The organism is uncultured Demequina sp., assembly GCF_913055775.1.
Lineage (GTDB): Bacteria > Actinomycetota > Actinomycetes > Actinomycetales > Demequinaceae > Demequina.
Genome location: NZ_CAJXJX010000043.1, coordinates 1 through 19,629, shown reverse-complemented (window position 1 = coordinate 19,629; position 19,629 = coordinate 1). Strand labels below are relative to the sequence as shown.

Annotated in this window: 18 protein-coding genes and 1 pseudogene; 9 read left to right on the top strand and 10 right to left on the bottom strand. The window is 70.5% G+C overall.

Annotated features, from left to right (window positions below; genetic code table 11):
* From QZ483_RS06120 to QZ483_RS06110, 3 genes are all read left to right on the top strand, one after another.
* Positions 1-1,540, top strand: a 1,540-nt coding sequence (locus QZ483_RS06120) for a (Fe-S)-binding protein (protein ID WP_297082107.1), incomplete at its 5' end; no start/stop codon positions are given.
* Between the two features lie 4 nt (positions 1,541-1,544).
* Positions 1,545-2,087 (top strand): YdcF family protein, encoded by a 543-nt coding sequence (locus QZ483_RS06115; protein ID WP_297082106.1) that lies wholly within the window; start codon positions 1,545-1,547, stop codon positions 2,085-2,087.
* Positions 2,088-2,107: 20 nt separating this feature from the next.
* Positions 2,108-2,785 (top strand): CAP domain-containing protein, encoded by a 678-nt coding sequence (locus tag QZ483_RS06110; protein ID WP_297082105.1) that lies wholly within the window; start codon positions 2,108-2,110, stop codon positions 2,783-2,785.
* A 36-nt stretch (positions 2,786-2,821) separates the two neighbouring features.
* Here QZ483_RS06110 and QZ483_RS06105 read toward each other — a convergent pair whose 3' ends face one another.
* On the bottom strand, positions 2,822-3,148 hold the full coding sequence (locus QZ483_RS06105; protein WP_297082104.1) for a hypothetical protein: 327 nt from the start codon (positions 3,146-3,148) through the stop codon (positions 2,822-2,824).
* A gap of 192 nt (positions 3,149-3,340) precedes the next feature.
* On the opposite strand from QZ483_RS06105, the gene QZ483_RS06100 reads away from it, so the two are divergent.
* Entirely contained in the window at positions 3,341-3,859 is a 519-nt protein-coding gene (locus QZ483_RS06100; RefSeq protein ID WP_297082103.1) for a CAP domain-containing protein, read from the top strand.
* Positions 3,860-3,873: 14 nt separating this feature from the next.
* Here the strand turns inward: QZ483_RS06100 and rfbA are convergent, their stop codons facing one another.
* From rfbA to QZ483_RS06085, 3 genes are read right to left on the bottom strand one after another with little or no spacing between them, the layout of a single operon-like run.
* Complete coding sequence (gene rfbA, locus QZ483_RS06095; RefSeq protein ID WP_297082102.1) at positions 3,874-4,734, bottom strand: glucose-1-phosphate thymidylyltransferase RfbA; 861 nt, start codon at positions 4,732-4,734, stop codon at positions 3,874-3,876.
* 8 nt (positions 4,735-4,742) lie between these two features.
* Entirely contained in the window at positions 4,743-5,735 is a 993-nt protein-coding gene (gene rfbB / locus QZ483_RS06090) for a dTDP-glucose 4,6-dehydratase (protein ID WP_297082101.1), read from the bottom strand.
* On the bottom strand, positions 5,732-6,361 hold the full coding sequence (locus QZ483_RS06085) for a dTDP-4-dehydrorhamnose 3,5-epimerase family protein (protein ID WP_297082100.1): 630 nt from the start codon (positions 6,359-6,361) through the stop codon (positions 5,732-5,734). The genes rfbB and QZ483_RS06085 overlap by 4 nt, the downstream gene beginning before the upstream one ends.
* A gap of 55 nt (positions 6,362-6,416) precedes the next feature.
* Here QZ483_RS06085 and rfbD point away from each other — a divergent pair, with 55 nt between their 5' ends.
* On the top strand, positions 6,417-7,280 hold the full coding sequence (rfbD, locus tag QZ483_RS06080) for a dTDP-4-dehydrorhamnose reductase (protein WP_297082099.1): 864 nt from the start codon (positions 6,417-6,419) through the stop codon (positions 7,278-7,280).
* A 370-nt stretch (positions 7,281-7,650) separates the two neighbouring features.
* On the top strand, positions 7,651-9,165 hold the full coding sequence (locus tag QZ483_RS06075; RefSeq protein ID WP_297082098.1) for a sugar transferase: 1,515 nt from the start codon (positions 7,651-7,653) through the stop codon (positions 9,163-9,165).
* 45 nt (positions 9,166-9,210) lie between these two features.
* Here the strand turns inward: QZ483_RS06075 and cysC are convergent, their stop codons facing one another.
* The 5 genes from cysC to QZ483_RS06050 are packed head-to-tail and all read right to left on the bottom strand — an operon-like array spanning position 9,211 to position 14,184.
* Positions 9,211-10,326 carry an adenylyl-sulfate kinase gene (gene cysC, locus QZ483_RS06070; RefSeq protein ID WP_297082097.1) on the bottom strand — a complete coding sequence of 372 codons (1,116 nt, stop codon included), beginning with the start codon at positions 10,324-10,326 and terminating at the stop codon, positions 9,211-9,213.
* Positions 10,323-11,258 (bottom strand): sulfite exporter TauE/SafE family protein, encoded by a 936-nt coding sequence (locus tag QZ483_RS06065; protein WP_297082096.1) that lies wholly within the window; start codon positions 11,256-11,258, stop codon positions 10,323-10,325. The genes cysC and QZ483_RS06065 overlap by 4 nt, the downstream gene beginning before the upstream one ends.
* Positions 11,259-11,270: 12 nt before the next feature.
* Positions 11,271-12,518: a sulfate adenylyltransferase subunit 1 gene (locus QZ483_RS06060; RefSeq protein ID WP_297082095.1), complete on the bottom strand. Its 1,248-nt coding sequence runs from the start codon at positions 12,516-12,518 to the stop codon at positions 11,271-11,273.
* Entirely contained in the window at positions 12,518-13,426 is a 909-nt protein-coding gene (gene cysD / locus QZ483_RS06055) for a sulfate adenylyltransferase subunit CysD (RefSeq protein WP_297082094.1), read from the bottom strand. Before cysD ends, QZ483_RS06060 begins: the two co-directional genes overlap by 1 nt.
* On the bottom strand, positions 13,423-14,184 hold the full coding sequence (locus QZ483_RS06050) for a 3'(2'),5'-bisphosphate nucleotidase CysQ (RefSeq protein WP_297082093.1): 762 nt from the start codon (positions 14,182-14,184) through the stop codon (positions 13,423-13,425). The genes cysD and QZ483_RS06050 overlap by 4 nt, the downstream gene beginning before the upstream one ends.
* Before the next feature lie 347 nt (positions 14,185-14,531).
* Between QZ483_RS06050 and QZ483_RS06045 the strand changes: the two genes are divergently transcribed.
* Complete coding sequence (locus QZ483_RS06045; RefSeq protein WP_297082092.1) at positions 14,532-14,915, top strand: hypothetical protein; 384 nt, start codon at positions 14,532-14,534, stop codon at positions 14,913-14,915.
* 22 nt (positions 14,916-14,937) lie between these two features.
* Here QZ483_RS06045 and QZ483_RS06040 read toward each other — a convergent pair whose 3' ends face one another.
* Positions 14,938-16,134: a homoserine O-acetyltransferase gene (locus QZ483_RS06040; RefSeq protein ID WP_297082091.1), complete on the bottom strand. Its 1,197-nt coding sequence runs from the start codon at positions 16,132-16,134 to the stop codon at positions 14,938-14,940.
* Between the two features lie 154 nt (positions 16,135-16,288).
* Between QZ483_RS06040 and QZ483_RS06035 the strand changes: the two genes are divergently transcribed.
* Both QZ483_RS06035 and QZ483_RS06030 read left to right on the top strand, forming a co-directional pair.
* Complete coding sequence (locus QZ483_RS06035) at positions 16,289-17,818, top strand: C40 family peptidase (protein WP_297082090.1); 1,530 nt, start codon at positions 16,289-16,291, stop codon at positions 17,816-17,818.
* A gap of 224 nt (positions 17,819-18,042) precedes the next feature.
* Positions 18,043-19,629 (top strand): annotated as a pseudogene (locus tag QZ483_RS06030) (hypothetical protein); the annotation flags it as partial.

The following is a 19,629-nucleotide window of genomic DNA, read 5'->3' as shown; positions in this document are numbered from 1 at the left end:
CGGCGGCTCGCTCAGCGGCGAGCACGGCGACGGCCGCGCCCGCGGCGAGCTGCTGAGCGCCATGTACTCACCGGAGGCGATCGCACTGTTCGGCCAGGTGAAGCGACTGTTCGACCCGGCGGGCGCGCTCAATCCAGGCGTCATCGTGGACCCGGCGCCGCTCGACGCGGACCTGCGCCGCCCGGCCGCCCCCCGCACGCCCCGCTCCACAGGCGGCTTCGCGTGGGCGCACGACCATGGCGACCTCACCGAGGCCGTCCACCGCTGCACCGGCGTGGGCAAATGCCGCGCGGACGCGATCGGCGGCGGCAGCGGCTTCATGTGCCCCAGCTACACTGCCACGAAGGACGAGAAGGACGTGACCCGCGGCCGCGCCCGCGTGCTGCAGGACGCCATCAACGGCACGCTCGTGGGCGGGCTCACCGCGCCCGAGGTGCGCGAGAGCCTGGACCTGTGCCTCAGTTGCAAGGCGTGCAGCTCGGACTGTCCCAGCGGCGTCGACATGGCGGCCTACAAGTCCGAGGTCCTCCACCGCACCTACCGCGGCAAAGTGAGGCCGATCACTCACTACAGCATCGGCTGGCTGCCGCGGTGGCTGAAGCTCGTGGGCATCGCCCCTCGCCTCATCAACGCCGTCCTGAGCCCGGCCTGGATCCAGCGCCTCGCGGTGGGCGCGGCAGGCATGGACACGCGACGCCGTCTGCCGGAGTTCGCGGCCACGCCGTTCAGGCGCAGCGCCGATGCGCGGGCTCGGCGGGCATCCAGGCTCGGCCTGGGTAAGGGGAAGCAGGGCGCAGGGAACGGCGTCGCCAAGACTCGCAATCGCGTAGTCCTGTGGGCGGACAGCTTCACCGACGGCCTGGACCCGGAGATCCCCGCGGCGATCCTGCGGGTCCTGGAGGCGGCCGGTCTCGAGGTGATCGTGCCCGACGCGCAGGCCTGCTGCGGCGTCACGTGGATCAGCACCGGCCAGCTGGACGGCGCCCGCCGCCGCATGGAGGAACTGCTGACGATCCTGGGGCCGTTCGCCGTGAACGGCATCCCGATCATCGGCGTCGAGCCCTCGTGCACCGCGACCCTGCGCAGCGATCTCACCGAGCTGCTGCCGGAAGACCCCCGCGCGCACGCCGTCGCGAACGGCACCTTCACGCTCGCCGAGGTCCTCGCCGGCCGTGCCCCCGTCCAGCCCACCAAGGACTGGGAGCCCCCGCGCCTCGACGACGTCACCGCGGTGGTCCAGCCGCACTGCCACCAGTACTCGGTCGTGGGCTTCGAGGCGGACCGCCAGCTGTTGAGCGACCTGGGCGCGACGGTCACCGAGACCAGCGGCTGCTGCGGACTCGCCGGCAACTGGGGCACGGAGAAGGGCCACTACGACACCTCGGTGCAGGTGGCCGAGAACTCGCTGCTGCCCGCACTGCGCGGCGCGCCCGAGGGGTCCGTCTACCTCGCGGACGGCGTCAGCTGCCGCACGCAGGCCGACGACCTCGCCGGCGTCCAGGGCCGCCACCTCGCCCAGCTGCTGGCGGACAGGCTCTAGGGGCGTGAAGGCCTGGATCCTGGGCGCCGTCGCTGCGGTCGCCGTGATCGCGATCGCCGGGCTGCCCTTCTACGTGCTGCCCGCGACGGACCAGCCGAGCGGCGTGGACGTGGTCTACGTGATCGGCCCGCCCACGGATGAGCGCATCGACACCGCGCTCGAGCTGACCGACGGCCACGGCGCCCGGGCGCTGATGGTGAGCCTGGACCCGCTCGCGGCACACGCGTTCGACGACGCCGCGGTGCTGTGCGACGCCGGCGCCACGCCCGCGGGGGTCGAGGTGATCTGCGCGCGCCCGGAGCCGTTCACGACCAGGGGAGAGGCCCGCGAGCTCGAGGCGGAGATGGCCGAGCACGGCTGGGAGACCTCCGCGGTCATCACGTTCACGCCGCACATCTCGCGCACCCGCATGATCATGGAGCGCTGCGACGTGGGCGAGCTGAGCATGATCGCCTCGGACGAGTCGCTCGAGCCGTGGCTCTGGGCGTACCAGTACGCGTATCAGACGGCGGGGTTTGCGAAGGCGTTCGTTCTGCAGGGCTGCTGAGGCGGTGGCATGGTGGAACGATGCGCTCTCGCCGCGCGCGCACAGGTGCGCTCGCCATCGCCCTCACCCTGGGCGCGAGCGCGTGCGCCTCGACGCCGCCGGTCGAGGCGGATCCGTCGCCCAGCCTGACCATCGAGGTGCATGACCGGCACTTCCCGGCCGCGGCGCCGTCGGCCAGCCCCAGCGCGTCAGACGCGGACGGGGACGCGGACGCCAGCGCCAGCCCCACGCCCGTGCCGCAGGAGGACGAGGCCCAGGCCACCGCGAGCGAGGAGAAGGCCGACGGCCGCAGCCTCAAGGAGCGCGCCGAGGACCTCGCGCAGGACCTCTTCGCGCTCGCGAACAAGGCCCGCGAGGCGGACGGCGAGGACGCGCTCGAGTGGTCGGACTGCGCCGAGGAGCAGGCCCTCGACCGCGCGAAGACCGCCCGCGGCAAGGACGAGCTCGCCCACGAGGACCTGACCTTCGAGTGCACAGCGCAGACGGTGGGCGAGAACCTCGTCCGCGGCGACGGCCCGGCGGGGGCGCTGCATCAGCTGTGGATGGACTCGGAGGACCACCGCGAGAACATCCTGCGCTCGAGCTTCGACGAGGTGGGCGTCGCGTGCGTCGCCCACGCGGTGGGCGATCGGACCAAGGCGGCGTCGGACAGGGAGGACATCGGCGGCTGGGTCTGCTCGCAGATGTTCTACGGCTGACGCTCGCAGCGGCTCACGCGCCGCGGCGACCGCGCCTCAGTCCATCACGGCGACCAGGCACGCGTGGCGGTTCGAGACGAACGAGTCCCTCGCCCCCACGACGGCATCGACGCTGACGCTGTCCTCGGCCTCGTTCATGCGCGCCACGGCGTCATCGAAGGCGACGGTGCGGTTGTCGAGCCCAGCCCGGATCGCCTCTTTCGCGGCGTCGAGCGCGGCGGCCTGCGCCTCGAAGGCCTCGAGATCGAGGGCCAGCGTCGACTGCGCGACGTCGAGCGCGTCGAGGCATTCCTGCGGGATCTCGAGCACCACCTCGGGCGGCGGCGTGGCCGTGGCGGTGACCTGCACGGGTTCCGGCGTCATGGTCACGAACGGTCCCGGCGTCCCGGAACTCGCGCACCCCGACAGCACCCCGACAGCGGCAACGGCGACAACAACAAGCGATCGCATGGTTTCCCCCCTCTGCTGGCCAGCACACTACTCCACCCCCCACCTCGCCAACCAGACCCTGGGGCCATGCACCGTGCCCGCCCAGCGACCGTCTACCCTGGCCGGGTGACCCGCCCCCGCCGCACCTTCCGCACACTCGTCGCCGCCGCATCGGCCCTCCTGACGGCCGCCGCCGTCGCGGGCTGCTCCAACGCTGTGGACCCGGTCGAGCTGCCCAGCACCGAGCAGTTCGAGCAGGAGCTGCTGGACCAGATCAACGCGCTGCGGGTGACCGAGGGCCTCGCCGGCCTGGACGCAAGCGAGTGCATGGCCCAGCACGCCCGTGAGCGCGCGACCCAGCTCCCGGGCGCGGTCGACGTGCCGCGCGACGAGTTGCCTGCGGACTGCGGCGACTTCGACTACGCGGGCGAGAACGTGTCGCGCTCGGACCAGAGCGCCGCGGAGGTCGTGGACGCGTGGGCCGCCCAGGAGACTCAGCGCCCCAACCTCGTGGACCCGCTGTTCGTCGAGGCCGGCGTGGGCTGCGTGGGCGTCGCGGCGGCGGACACCACGCGCGTGGCCGAGGAGGGCGAGGACGTCGCAGGCATGGCCTGCTCGGTGATCTTCCAGGGCACTGCTGAGTAGGGCCGATGCGGTGGCTAGCTGAGCAGGCTCCGCAGGTAGTCGCCGTACCCCGACTTGGCGAGGGAATCGGCGCGGGCGAGCAGCTCGCTGTCCGACAGCCAGCCGTTGCGCCAGGCGACCTCCTCGGGTGACCCGATCGACAGGCCCTGGCGGTGCTGCACCGACTGCACGAAGCTGCCCGCCTGGATGAGCGAGTCGAACGTGCCGGTGTCGAGCCACGCGGTGCCGCGCGGCAGCACCTCGACCTGCAGCGTCCCGCGTGACAGGTACTCGCGGTTGACGTCCGTGATCTCGTACTCGCCGCGCGCGGACGGCTCGAGTCCGGCGGCGATCTCGAGCACGTCGTTGTCGTAGAAGTACAGGCCCGGGATCGCGTACTCGGAGCGCGGGTGGGTGGGCTTCTCCTCGAGGCTGAGCGCACGTCCCTCGGCGTCGAACTCCACCACGCCGTACGCCGTCGGGTCCGCCACCCGGTACGCGAACACCGCCGCGCCCTCCAGCCCGGCGAAGCGCGTGAGCTGCGTGCCCAGCCCGGGGCCGTAGAAGATGTTGTCGCCCAGGACCAGCGCCACAGCATCGTCCCCAATGAAGTCTGCGCCAATGACGAAGGCCTGCGCCAGGCCGTCGGGCGAGGGCTGCTGCGCCCACTCGATCGACATCCCGAACTGGCTGCCGTCGCCCAGCAGCCGCTCGAAGTGCGGGGCGTCGTGCGGGGTGGTGATGACCAGCACGTCGCGGATGCCCGCGAGCATGAGCGTGGACAGCGGGTAGTAGATCATCGGCTTGTCGTAGACCGGCACCAGCTGCTTGGACACGCCCATGGTGATGGGGTGCAGCCGAGTGCCGGATCCGCCGGCGAGGATGATGCCCTTCATGTCTCTCCCTAGCGTCCGATCCGCTGGTACTTGAGCTCGGTCTCGTGCTTGCGCGCCCGCCACCACGGCTCGTTGTCGCGGTACCAGGCGATGGTGGCGCGCAGCCCGGACGCGAAGTCCGTGTAGGCCGGCTCCCAGCCCAGCTCCTCGCGGGTGCGGGTCGCGTCGATCGCGTAGCGCAGGTCGTGGCCGGGGCGGTCGCTCACATGGTCGTACGCGTCCGCGTCCTGACCCATCTCCGTGAGGATGGTCTCGATGACGGTCTTGTTGTCGAGCTCGCCGTCCGCGCCGATGAGGTAGGTCTCGCCCATGCGGCCGCGGTCGACGATCGCCCAGACCGCCGCGTTGTGGTCGTCCACGTGGATCCAGTCGCGCACGTTCAGCCCCGCGCCGTAGAGCTTGGGGCGCTCGCCGTCGATGATGTTGGTGATCTGGCGCGGGATGAACTTCTCGACGTGCTGGAACGGGCCGTAGTTGTTCGAGCAGTTGGAGATGGTCGCCTCGAGCCCGAAGGACCGCACCCACGCGCGCACCAGCAGGTCCGAGGACGCCTTGGTGGACGAGTACGGCGAGGACGGGTTGTATGGCGTCTCGGGCGTGAACTTCGCGGGGTCGTCCAGCTCGAGGTCGCCGTAGACCTCGTCCGTGGAGATGTGATGCAGGCGGGTGCCGTGGCGGCGGCAGGCTTCGAGGAGCGCGTAGGTGCCAAGGACGTTGGTCTGCACGAAGGGCCAGGGGTCGTGCAGCGAGTTGTCGTTGTGGGACTCGGCCGCGAAGTGGACCACCAGATCCGCGTCGCCCACCAGGTCGTCCACCAGTTCGCGGTCGGCGATGTCGCCCTTGACCAGCGTCACCCGCTCGTCGGTGGGGAGCGACTCGGTGTTGCCCGCATAGGTGAGCGCGTCGACCACCGTCACGGTCGCGTCGGGGCGCGTGCGCAGGGTGAGGTGCACAAAGTTGGCGCCAATGAATCCGGCGCCGCCGGTGACGAGGACCTTCACTGGGCCGCCCCTCCTGACGGCGTGGAGGCCCACGCGTCGACCTGCGCCATGGTGGGCAGCAGCCCTTGCTCGGTGGCCTGCGCGAGCGTGGGCGCCGCCTGGTCCTTGGGCGACAGCCGGTACTCGAGCGGCTGCCCGTCGCGGCCGTGCGTGGGCCAGTCGATCCCGATCGCCGGGTCGAGCGGCGAGACCTCATGCTCGCGTCCGGGCGCGTACGGCGTCGAGCACAGGTACATGACCGTGGAGGCGTCCTCGAGCGACAGGAACGCGTGGCCCAGCCCCTCGGGCAGGTAGATCGCGCGGCGGTCGACGTCGTCGAGCAGCACCGAGTCCCAGTGGCCAAAGGTCGCCGACCCCACCCGCAGGTCCACGACCACGTCCAGCACCGCGCCGCGCGCGCACGTTACGTACTTGGCCTGCCCGGGCGGGACGTCCGCGAAGTGGATGCCGCGCAGCACGCCGGCGTCAGAGACCGAGCAGTTGGCCTGCTGCACGCTCAGCGGCGCCCCGGCGGCGGCCGTGAACGGCGCGTCCTTGAACCACTCGAGGAAGACGCCGCGGTCGTCCGCGAAGTGCTGCGTGTCTACGCGATAAGCCCCCGGCACCGCGAGTTCGGTGAACTCCATGCTGTCTCCCCCCAGTCGACGCGCCCAGCCTAGCGAGCGCCTCTAGGGTTGCACCATGGTGAATGACCAGGGGCAATGGCTGGTGCTCGGCGCGGGAGGGATGCTCGGCCGCGATCTGGTCGAGGTGCTCGAGCAGCATGGCAGGGCCGTGACGGCGGCCACGCGCGCCGATGTCGACGTCACCGACCCGGCCGCCCTCGCCCGAGCGGTCGCGGGAGCGGACGTGGTGGTCAACTGCGCCGCGTACACCGCGGTCGACGCCGCGGAGAGCGACGCCGAGGCCGCCGAGCTCCTCAACGCCACCGTGCCCGGGCACGTCGCGCGCGCGTGCCGCGACGCCGGAGCACGGCTCGTGCACATCTCCACGGACTACGTCTTCTCCGGCACCGCGACGGAGCCGTACGCCGAGGACACCCCGGTCGAGCCCGCGAGCGTCTACGGCGCGACCAAGGCCCGGGGCGAGCGGGCGGTGCGCGACAGCGGGGCGGACGCGTTGATCGTGCGGACGGCGTGGCTCTACGGCGAGCACGGCCCGTGCTTCCCCTCCACGATCGCGCGCCTCGCAGGCGAGCGCGACAGCCTCGCCGTGGTCGACGACCAACTCGGCCAGCCCACCTGGACCCGCGACCTCGCAGAGTTCATCGTGCGGCTCGTGGACGCGGACGTCCCGGCTGGGACTTATCACGGCACGTCTTCGGGACAGTGCTCGTGGTTCGAATTCGCGCAGCACATCGTGGGCTCCAGTGGGGCCGATGCGGTGGTGGGGCCAACGACGACCGCGGACTTCCCGCGGCCTGCGCCGCGCCCCGCCTGGTCGGTGCTGGGGCACGGCTCTCACGAGGCGCTCGGGGTCGAATCGATTGGTGCCTGGGGTGACCGCTGGGAGGCCGCGGCGGGCCGCGTGCTCGGGTCCGCCTAGGGCCTCACGAGGGCCTTCTCACCGTCGTCGGGGGACAAATCGGACACACCCCATTTCTGACTAGTGTGATCGAAGTCACACTGTTACTCTCCACGGTAGGGCCCGACTCCGGGGGGAGTTTGGACAAGGCATTCGCTCCACGAAGCGCATGCGGGGGAAGAGGTTTCGCCGAACGGGTCCGTGCAGGGGGTAATGAGGGACCGAACGCCCGAGGGGGGCCGGTTCGGAGAGTCATGGCGACGGCGCCGCTGATGCGGGTTGTCGTGACCTTCGAAGCAGCAGCGGGTCGACGGTGCCGTGCATCTTGGGGGGATAGCACGATGAGGGGTTCAACAGCAGGCGGTTTCGAGTTCCGCGGCAGGTGGTCCGCGTGAGCGAGGACATCAAGCACGCTCCGTCCAGCGCTCCCGCGGCGCAGCAGGTCCGCAGGACCTCCACTCAGCGCATGGCCGGCCCGAACGGATGGGCCCACAAGTACACGGCCCGCTTGCTCGTGCTCGACGCCATCCTCATCGTGGTCGTGACCGCCCTGGCGCACACGCTGCGCTTTGGGCCCGACCCGTCGGCGCAGTTGGTAGGCCAGCCGGCGCCCGGCTACATCTGGTTCTCGGTGGGCGTCGTCACCCTCTGGATGGTGCTGCTGTCGGTGGCACGCTCGCGTGAGGCGCGCATCCTCGGGCACGGTCCCCAGGAGTTCCAGCGCGTGGTCACCGCCAGCTGGCAGACCCTCGCGGTGGTCGCGATTGTGGCGCTTGTCACGCAGTGGCAGATCAGCCGCGTGTACCTGGTGCTCGCGATCCCGCTGGGCACGCTCGCGCTGCTGGGCGGCCGCGCGATCAGCCGCAAGTTCATCGTCGCCCAGCGCGACCACGGGGAGCTGCAGGCGCAGGTCGTGATCGTGGGTCCGCGCCGCACCGCCGAGCAGATGATCCGCCGCCTGCGCTCGTCGCGTCGCGCCGGTTACAACGTCATCGGCGTGTGCCTGCCCAGCCACGAGGAGAAGACCCTCGCGAACGACCTCTCCGACGTGCCGGTGCTCGGCCCGCTGGAGGACGCCGCCAACGAGGCCAAGACCGTCGGAGCCGAGTACCTGCTCCTGTCCGGCACGGACGAGCTCTCGCTGCGCGAGGCCCGCCGCCTGGGCTGGCAGCTCGAGGGCAGCGGCGTGGGCCTCATCGTCCTGCCCGCAATGGTGGACGTCGCCGGGCCGCGCATGCGCATGAGCCCGGTCGAGGGGCTGCCGCTGCTCCACGTCGAGACCGCCGGCTACACGGGCAGCAAGTACATCCTGAAGTCGGTGATCGACCGCATGGGCGCCGCGGCGCTGCTGCTGTTCCTGTCCGTGCCCATGCTGCTGATCGCGACCGCGATCCGCGTCACGAGCAAGGGCCCGGTGCTGTTCCGCCAGACCCGCGTGGGCCGCGACCACCAGCCGTTCACCATGTACAAGTTCCGCTCGATGTACCAGGACGCGGAGTCGCGCCGCGACGAGCTCGCGGGCCTCAGCCGCATGGACGTGGGCAACAAGGTGCTCTTCAAGATGAAGGACGACCCTCGCGTCACGCCGGTGGGCAGGTTCCTGCGCCGCTACTCGCTGGACGAGCTGCCGCAGCTGCTCAACGCGTTCAAGGGCGACATGTCGCTCGTGGGCCCGCGGCCGCCGCTGCCGGTGGAGGTCGCGGACTGGGACGAGGACGTGTCGCGTCGCCAGCTGGTCAAGCCCGGCATCACCGGCCTGTGGCAGGTGAGCGGCCGCTCGGACCTCACGTGGGAGCAGAGCGTCCAGCTGGACCTCTACTACGCGGAGAACTGGAACCTGGGCGGCGACCTCGTGATCATGCTGCGCACCATGTGGGCGGTCGTGGCGGCCAGGGGAGCCTACTGAGGCGAGTCGGCCGCATCGTGAGCCGCCGGCGCGTCGCGTCGTGGGTCAGATGATGTAGGCAGCCTCGCTGCTGCCGACGATCGTCGCCACCACCGCCGCAGCGCTCGACTCTGCTGACTCGCCGCTTGCTCCCACCCGGACGTCAGCGTCGAGGGGCTCTTCGTAGGGATCCGAGATTCCCGTGAACTCGGCGATCTGCCCAGCACGAGCCTTGGCGTAGAGGCCCTTGCGATCGCGCGCCTCGCACTCCTCGAGCGAGGTGGCGACGTGGACCAGGATGAAGCGGCCCGCGCGCTCGGCCATCTCGCGGACCTCCTGCCGCATCGACTCATACGGTGCGATGGGCGCGCAGATGGCGATGCCGCCGTGAGCGCTGATCTGCGAAGCGACCCATCCAATGCGCCGCACGTTCAGCTCGCGATCCTCGCGCGAGAAACCGAGTCCGCTCGAGAGCATCGCGCGGACCTCGTCGCCATCGAGCAGTGTGACGCGTTGGTTGGTCTCGGCGCGCAGCTGGCGCGTGACTTGGCGAGCGATGGTGGATTTGCCGGATCCCGACAGCCCCGTGAACAGCACGACTACGCCGTCGCCCGGCGCCTTCTGCTCACCGCGGATGACGCGCACGTTCGAGGCGAACACGACGGAGGCGAGGTGCTCGAGGAGCTCCGTGCGGTCGGCGCCGGACACGTGCAGGGCGGCGGGCTCAGGAAGCACACGCAGGTCGAGTCCGTCGGTGCGCAGGCCTCGCACTGTCTGCGCGAGCGCGTGAGCGTCTCCCGAGTCGATCGCGATAACAGTTCCGTCGAGTTTGCCGCTGCGCCGTCCGAGCAGGAGCGTGGCATCGCTCACGGGAGCCATGGTGCTCGAGGGCCTCAGCTCGGGGAACGTGGGCCGTGCGGGCTCGCGCGTGACCTCGACGAGCCCGCCCAACCAGGTGCCTCGCGCATCGGCGTGCCGCTCCAGCACACGCACGCGCGCCACGGGCGTCGCCTCGGTGTCGAGGAGCGTCAGGGACACGTCCTCGAATGCCCCGGGGAACAGCAGCGTCGCGTGGTGGGGGCCCTTGTCCGGAAGCTCGTAGCGCAGAGCGTGGCCGTACGCGCCGGCGCGCATGAGCTCGAGCTCGTTCAGCTGCAGCGCGGTGAGCCGCATCTCGGTCATGACTTGCCCATCTTCTCAGCCCGCCGTTCCTGGAAAGTGAAGAACCGGTAGCCCATCGAGCGGCGCGCCACGCCCCAGGCCAGGGTGCCTCCCACGGCGATCACGGCGAGAGAGACGAACACCCACTGACCCGAGACGCCGAGGAGCGCGAGTCCGGCGACGAACAGGATGATCGCCAGCGCGCGGCGCACCATCCCACCGGCGATGCGCGAGGACAGCTGCGCGCCAAGGTACGCGCCGGGGACGGATCCGAGGATGATGGGCAGGGTCACCGACCAGTCGACGTCGCCGAAGATCAAGTGGGCAATCGCGGCTGCCACGACGAGCGGAACCGCCTGGACGAGGTCGGTGCCGACGAGCTGGTTCGCCTTGAGAGTCGGGTACAGCGCCATGAGGGCGATGATGATCAGCGAGCCCGAGCCCACCGAGGTGAGTCCCACCATGAGCCCGCCGACCACGCCCACGATGACCGTGGGGACGGGGCGCGCAACCACGTCCGGCCGGTCCTTGGGCAGAGGTGCCGCGCGTCCGTCACGCTGCATGGCGTACTCGCGCATGCGGAGGTAGGCGCGCACAAAGAGTCCGAGCGACGCGATGATCAGCACGACTCCGAGCGCGTGCTTCACGAAGGCCTGGACCTCCGGCCCGGGCCCCATCAGATGGGCTATCAGCACTCCGCCGAACGCGGCGGGCACGGAGCCGTAGACCAGCAGCCGGACCAGCTGCCAGTTCACGGTGCCGTTGCGCATATGGACCCACGAGCCGGCGGGCTTCATCGCCGCAGACGCCACGACGTCCGAGGACACCGCAGTGAGCGGCGGGATACCGAAGAACAGCACCAGCGTGGGCGTCATGAGGGCGCCACCGCCCATGCCGGTCAGGCCGACCACCACACCGATGCCGACCGCAGCGGCCAGCAGCGCGAAGTCCACGTCAGCGCCGCATCACGAGTCGCGGATCACGCCCGCACCCACGGTGCGGTTGGTGGCCTCGTCGATCAGGATGAAGGATCCGGTGGTGCGGTTGTGGTCGTAGTCGTCCACGAGCAGCGGCGTGGTGACACGCAGCTTGACGCGACCGATCGAGTTCAGGTTGAGCTGGTTGATCTCGGAGTCGCGGTGCAGCGTGTTGACGTTGAGCTCGTAGGGGATGTCCTTGACCATCGCCCGCGCCATGCGGCTGGTGTGGAAGATTCCCAGCTTGCGTCCCACGGTGAGCGCGTCCTGATCCATCCAGCACACCATCGCCTCGACGTCCTGCGTGGGCTCCGGGTGGTTGCCGACGCGGCAGATGATGTCGCCGCGCGAGATGTCGATCTCGTCCTCGAGGCGCACCGTGACCGACATCGCGGGGAAGGCCTCGTCGAGCGGGCCTGACGGTCCGTCGATGGCCGCGACCTTGGTGGTCAGGCCGCTGGGCAGCGCCAGAACCTCATCGCCCACCTTGAGGATGCCGGACGCGACCTGGCCGGCGAAGCCGCGGTAGTCGCGCGCGTTCGACTGCTGAGGCCGGATCACGAACTGCACCGGGAAGCGCACGTCCTGCAGGTTCTTGTCGGACGCGATGTGGACGTGCTCCAGGTGGTACAGCAGGCTGGAGCCGCCGTACCAGGGCATGTTCTCGCTGCGCTCGACCACGTTGTCGCCCTCGAGGGCGCTCAGGGGGATCGCCGTCAGGTCGGGGATGTCGAGCTTCGACGAGAACAAGGAGAACTCCTCGTAGATCTCGTTGAAGCGCTCCTCCGACCAGTCGACCAGGTCCATCTTGTTGACGGCGAGCACCACGTGCGGCACGCGCAGCAGGGACGCGATGGTGGCGTGGCGACGCGACTGCTCGGTCATGCCCTTGCGCGCGTCCACCAGGATGATCGCGAGGTCCGCAGTCGAGGCTCCGGTGACCATGTTGCGCGTGTACTGCTGGTGGCCGGGGGTGTCCGCGATGATGAACTTGCGGCGCGGCGTCGCGAAGTAGCGGTAGGCCACGTCGATCGTGATGCCCTGCTCGCGCTCGGCGCGCAGGCCGTCCGTGAGCAGCGACAGGTCGGTGTACTCGTTGCCTCGGCTCTTCGAGGCGAGCTCGACGGCCTCGAGCTGGTCCTCGAAGATGGTCTTCGAGTCGAACAGCAGGCGGCCGATCAGCGTGGACTTGCCGTCGTCAACGGATCCAGCGGTGGCGAAGCGCAGCAGGTCCATTAGAAGTACCCCTCCTTCTTCCGGTCCTCCATGGCAGCCTCGGACACGCGGTCGTCGCCGCGGGTCGCCCCGCGCTCCGTCAGGCGCGTCGCGGCCGTCTCTTCGATGATCTTGTCGATGGTGTCAGCCTCGGACTCCACCGCCGCGGTCAGGGTCGCGTCGCCCACGGTGCGGTAGCGCACCTTCTTGGTGACGACCTCGTCGCCGTCGCCCGGCACGGCGAACTCGTTCGCCGCCATCCACATGCCGTCGCGCAGGAAGACCTCGCGGTCGTGCGCGTAGTAGATGGAGGGGACCTCGATGTCGCGCGAGCGGATGTAGTCCCAGATGTCGAGTTCGGTCCAGTTGCTCAGCGGGAACACGCGGATGGACTCACCCGGGTGCACCTTGCCGTTGTAGAGGTTCCACAGCTCGGGGCGCTGGTTGCGGGGGTCCCACTGGCCAAAGTCGTCACGGAAGGAGAACACGCGCTCCTTGGCGCGTGCCTTCTCCTCATCGCGGCGGGCGCCGCCCATGCAGGCGTCGAACCTGTTCTTCTCGATCGTGTCGAGCAGCACGGGAGTCTGGATGCGGTTGCGCGAGCCGTTGGGCTCCTCGCGGACCGTGCCGGCGTCGATCGCGTCCTGAACCGAGCCGACCACGAGGTTCAGTCCGTACTTCTCCACGATCCGGTCGCGGTACTCGAGGACCTCGGGGAAGTTCTGGCCGGTGTCGATGTGCACCACGGGCATGGGCACGGCAGCGGGGGCGAAGGCCTTGATCGCGAGGTGCAGCAGGCAGATCGAGTCCTTGCCGCCGGAGAACAGCAGCGCCGGGCGCTCCATCTGCGCGACGACCTCGCGAACGATGTGGATGCCCTCCGCCTCGAGGGCGTCGAGCTGGCTCAGCATGTGAGCGGGCTGGGTCATGAATCGTCTCCGTGGTCGGCGTCCGCGATCGCCTTCAGGATGGCCGGGGCCAGGTCGGGGCGGCACACCACCAGATCGGGTAGATAGGGGTCGGCGTCATTGTAGACCAGCGGGGACCCGTCGATGCGTGACGTGTGCAACCCCGCTGCGCGCGCGACCGCGACCGGCGCGGCCGAATCCCACTGGTACTGGCCACCCGCGTGGACATAAGCGTCCACCTGACCGCGCACGACGGCGGCGATCTTCACGCCCGCCGAGCCCATGGGGATCAGCTCCGCGTCGAGCGCCTGCCGCACAGGTTCGGTGATGGCAGGCGGCCGCGAGCGGCTCACGGCCAGGCGTACTCTGCCGTCGGCCGATGCGGGCGCCGGGGGCACGCTGTCCGTGTCGAGCACGAGGTCCTCGCCCGGAATGGCGACGGCGGCCGCGCTCAGCTCTCCGCTCTCCCACAGCGCGACGTGCACGGCCCAGTCGGCGCGGCCCTCGGAGTACTCGCGCGTGCCGTCGAGGGGATCGATGATCCACACGCGGTCGGCACTGAGCCGCGCCTCCGAGTCGCGGGCCTCCTCGCTCAGGACGGCGTCGTCGGGGAAGCGCTCCGCGAGGAGTGCGGCGATGCGCGCCTGCGCGCCGGCGTCGCCGCGCTTGCCGCGCTCGCGACCCTCGACGTCGTCTCCGAAGGCGGCGCGCAGTCCCAGCAGGACGGTGCCCGCCTCGTGCGCGATGTCTGCTGCAGCCTGGGCATCCGTGGGTGGCATGCGACTCCTCGTGTGGTGCTGGGTGCGGGGCGACACTATCAGCGTTGCCTCACCAGCGGAGCCCGGTCGCTCGTCAGCAGGAGGCCTGCGCCCGGATTCTGCGCACCGTCGTCGACCCACGTGCCATCGACGTGTCTGAGAGCTCCTGAGTGTGATCTCCGCCATACTCTCTTCCAGCGCGAGTCTCAACGGTGAGACGATGGCCCGGCCCGGGCAGCTGGGCGAGGAGGATGACGATGGCGATCGACCTGAGCGTGCTGGTGGATCCGACCGCGCCTGTGGCGATACCCGTTCCCTCCAGGCCCCTTTCCGCGTCGGCAGCGGTGCTCGGTGTTGACGAGCCATCGGTGCGCATCTCCCGTGGCCTGTTCGTGAACCACGTCGAGGCGGCCGTACGGGTCGTCCTCTCGGGCGATGCCGGTGCCGCGGGGGTCACCGGCGTTCGCGTGCGCATCTCGCTCGACGCCAAGCGTGCATTCCCAGTTCCCCCTGCATTCGATGCCGGATCGTGGGGCTGGACCTTTCTTGGGGCCGGCCTCCATGGCGACCGACGCGTGTTCGACTTCGTGTACGCCGGCGCGCTCGTCGCGCCGGGCGGCCTCACCACGGAGCTCGGGATCCACTTCAGCGGGTGGTGGGCGCCGGGACGGCCACAGGACATGACCTTCCAGGCCTTCGGCGTCCGCGACGCAGCGACGGTGGAGTCCTCGCCCGTCACCGCCGGCGCGTAGGGGTCAGCGCCGCCTCGCGTGGCTACAGCGAGCGCTCGAACTCCGCCATGAACGCGTTGAGCTGGCCGGACTCGACCAGGAAGCCGTCGTGGCCCACGGGGGAGTGGACCACCTTGACGCCCTCGGAGCCGGACAGCGCGGCGTCGAGGCGCTGCGAGTTCTTGAGCGGGTACAGGCGGTCCGAGTCGACCGCGACCACCAGCGCAGCGTCCGTGTAGCGCGCGAGCGCGGTCTCGACGCCGCCGCGGTCGCGGCCCACGTCATGAGACTGAATCGACTGCGCGAGCCGCACGTAGGTGTTCGCGTCGAAGCGACGCGCGAGCTTGCGGGCGTGGTGCTGCAGATAGCTCTGGACCGCGAACAGGCCGCCCTTGCCCAGCGGGTCCGTCTCGCCCTGGTAGGAGCGCCCGAACCGCTCGGCGAGCTCCTTCTCGGAGCGGTACGTGGTGTGCGCGATCATGCGCGCGATGCCCAGGCCGGCGTGCGGGCCGTCGCCGTCCGCGGCGTCGTAGTAGTCGCCGCCGCGGAACTTGGGGTCGGCGGCGATGGCTGCGAGCTGCGTGGTGGACCACGCGATCTGGTCCGCGGTGACGGCGGCCGTCGAGCCCACGGGAGCGATCGCCCCCACGCGCCCCGGCGCCATGACCGTCCACTCGATCGCGCGCATGCCGCCCATCGACGGACCGGCGATCAGGCGCCAGCGGTCGATGCCCAGGCCGTCCGCGAGGCGGATCTCCGCGGCCACCATGTCGCGCATCGTCACGTACGGGAAGCGTGAGCCCCACGGCTCGCCGTCCTCGGGGTGCGGGGACGCCGGGCCGGTGGTGCCCTGGCAGCCGCCCACCACGTTCGCGGACACGATGAAATGGCGCTCCGGGTCGATGGGCTTGCCCGGGCCCACCATCGCGTTCCACCAGCCGCCGGTGTGGTGGCCGGGCTCGGCTGGGCCCCACACGTGCATGTCGCCCGTGAGCGCGTGCGCGATGTAGACGGCGTTGTCCTTGGCGGCGTTGAGCTCGCCCCACGTCTCGTACGCGAGGGTGACGTTCGGGAGGGTGCCCAGAGGGTCCGCCTCGAGCGGGAGATCGCCAATCGGCATGAACTGGCGGCGCCCCGGGTGGTCGCCCTCGCGCCAGGCGGCGCTCGCGGGGATGGGCGCGCCCGCGCCGGGTCCCTCGTCAGCGGCCCAGGCGTCAGTCTCGATGCCGTCGTCATCCATGCCGCCACCCTAGGGCAAGGCGTGCGGCCCCCGTCCAGGACGCGGGGCGGAGCACGGATGCGTCACACGGGGGTAGCCGATCTGTCCGAATGCGTTTACTATCTGACAGGTGAGTCGCATGTGACTCGTGTGACAAGTGTGACGAGAGGGAACGATGGCGCGGACCGCTGTGCAGGGACGCCTGCCCGTGCGCGCGCTCGCCCTCGCGCTGACCGGCATCCTCACCCTGACGGCGCTCGTCGCTTTCCCCACGTCGCCCGCCCGAGCCGCCGACTATCCCGGGCAGGACGAGATCTCCGCTGCCCGCGCCGCAGCGGATGACGCCGCCGCCGGCGTCGCGCAGCTCGACGCCGCTATCGCGCAGCTCGAGGACGCCCTCCACGAGGCCGACGTCGCCGCTCGCCTCGCGGACGCCGACTACCAGGACGCCCAGGACGCGAACATCGCGGCCCAGCGCAGCCTGTACTCCGCCAACCGACAGGCCGACGAGGCGGACGCCGCTCTCGCCGACGCGAAGACCGCGCTGGCCAACGTCGCCATGGCCTCCTACCGCAACGCCGGCGGGATGACCGAGCTCGAGGCGCTCGTGAAGTCGGATGGCTTCGACGAGGTCATCCAGCGCCACGAGGCCCTCGGCCGGGCGTCGAACGAGGCCGACGCGACGGTCCAGGCCGTGCGTGCCGCCGAGATTGTCGCGCAGACCATGCGCGAGTACGCCGAGAAGGCCGCAGTGACCGCCGCCGACGCGGAGGCCGCCGCGTCCGAGGCACTCGAGGTGGCGCAGACCGCGCGCGAGAACGCGGAGAAGGCGGTGGCCGATGCGGCCGATGCGCGCTCGGCTGCCGTCGCCCGCGTCGCCGAGCTGCGGGGCGTCACGGCCGAACTCGAGGCCGAGCGCCAGGCTGGCCTGGCCGCGGAGCGCCAGCGCCGCCTGCAGGCCGCGTTCGAGGAGGAGCAGCGCCGCCTCGAGGAGGCCGCGCAGGCCGAGAAGGAGCAGTCGCAGTCGTCCGGATCCGGCGGGACGCAGACCGGGAACCAGACGGGTGGCTCGAACTCCGGCGGATCGAACTCTGGAGGCTCGAACTCCGGCGGTTCCAGCTCGGGTGGCTCGAACTCCGGCGGTTCCAACTCGGGCGGTTCCAACTCGGGTGGGTCGAACTCCGGCGGCTCCAACTCCGGTGGTTCCAGCGGCGGCGGCTCGACGCCCGAGCCCACCGAGACCTCCACCCCCGAGCCCGAGCCCACCGAGACCTCCACCCCCGAGCCCGATCCGGAGCCGGAGCCTGAGCCGCAGAACTCGTGGAAGTCGTCGGCGTCGCAGGGGGCCACGGCAGCCGCCTACTCGCTCACCCTCAAGGGCGCGGCGTACGCCTACGGCGGCAATGGGCCCGCGTACGACTGCTCGGGCCTGACCTCCGCGTCGTGGCGTGCCGCCGGGCACTACATCCCGCGCTCGTCGCGCACCCAGTACGCCGGCGTCACGCTGCTGCCGTACAGCCAGATCCGCAAGGGCGACCTGGTGTTCTGGGGCTCGGGCAAGAACGCATCGGCGATCTATCACGTCGCGATGTACATCGGCAGCGGCCAGGTCATGGAGGCCACGACGCCGGGCAACACCGCCAAGGTGCGCTCGATGTACAACTGGGCCGTGGGCGACATGATGCCGTACATCGGCCGCCCGTAGCCTCAGCCGGCAGCGCCACCCGGCCCGCGCATCGGCCCTGTGCCAGCCCGCGCATCGGCCCGCCGAAAGCCCCCACGGGCGCAGAAACCCTGACTCCAGCACGCCCGCTGTCCCTGTTTGTCCCGTTCGCCCCTTCTGTGCGTCTGGACTGTCGGCGGCGACGTGCCTAAGGTCCAAAGGAGTCGGCGTCCAATGGCGGGCGCGGCACGATGAGGGGGACTGCCATGACGACGCTGCACGCACGAGAGATCTCACGCCGGATCAGCGCGGTACTGATCGCGCTCCTGGCGCTTGCCGGCCTGGGGGGAGTCGCGGCCAGCGCGCAGGCCGCGGACGGGGTGACCGTGTCCGGAACAGTCACGCTGCCGGTCGGCGCGGAGACGGACTGGTATCAGGCCGCTTCCGTCACGATCTACGGCGATGACCTCGTCTACGTCGACACGGCGGGTGTCGCGGCGGACGGCACCTACTCCATCGCGGACGTGCCCGCCGGGCAGCACTGGGTCGCGGTGGCGTGGGGCGAGTACTACGACGACGTTCTCGGCGAGACGGTCGCCCCCAACCTCATCGCCGAGTTCTACGGCGGGGGATGGATCGGCTCCGACACGAACCTGCTCACGGTCGACGCGACCGATGTCACCGGCGTGGACCTTGCCGCCGAGTTCGGGCGCACCATCTCGGGCACCATCAGCCTCGAGGAGGGCGCGAGCGAGGAGCTCGACGACGGCCCGGTCGCCGTGATCGCGCACTATCGGATCGGCAGCACCCACCACGAGACGAGCGTCACGGTCACCCCGGCCGAGGGCACCTACACCATCTCCCGGCTGCTGCCGCTCGAGCACGTCGTTCGGTTCGAGGGCGCGTTCGACGGTGACTGGTGGACCAACGTGGTCGACGAGTACTACGACGACGAGCTCTTCGAAGAGGACGCCACGGTCATCGACCTCTCCACGGGAAACGCGACCGGCATCGACGCGGAACTCACCGAGGGCCGGTCCCTGTCGGGCTCCCTCACGGGTGCGGAGGGCGCGCCCGAGTCGTGGCTGCGCAGCATCGTGGTCGAGCTGCACGACCTGGACGGCAACCGGATCGGCACGATGCGGCGCGACTACTCCACCGGCGCGTGGGAGATCAACGGCATTCCCGCGGGCGGTTACCTCATCGTCGCTCGCGGCGTCACCAACTCCTACGACGGCGACCCCACCGCCGTGCCGAGCGTCCTGACCGAGTACTACGGCGGCGGGCGCACCCTCGCCACCGCCACGCCGGTGGACGTGACCGAGGTCGAGTCCCTGTCCGGGCTCGACATCGAGATGGACCTGGCCAAGACCATCAGCGGCACCGTGACGCTTCCCGAGGGAGTGGACGTCGAGGCGCTGGATCTGCTGGACGTGACCGCGATCTCGGTCGACGACGACTCCGAGTACCCGGGCTTCGTCAACACGACCACCGGCGACTACGTGATCGCCCACCTGCCGGACGGCGAGTACGTGGTCGAGTTCTTCACGGACCTGTACTGGGACGAGGAGGCCGAGGAGTGGGTCGACACCGAGATCGAGCTCCAGTACTACGACGGCGCCGCGACCGTCGAGGAGGCGACGGCGGTGGACGTCACCAGCGCCTCTGCGACGGACATCGACGCGCAGCTCTGGCTCGAGGGGGCGGAGCCGGAGCCCGAGCCGACCGAGACGGAGGAGCCGGAGCCGGAGCCCACGGAGACCGAGGAGCCCGAGCCCGTCAACCTCGTGGACATCTCGAGCAACCCGAGCTCGAAGCACTACACGCCGTTCTACGCGCACATCCAGTGGCTC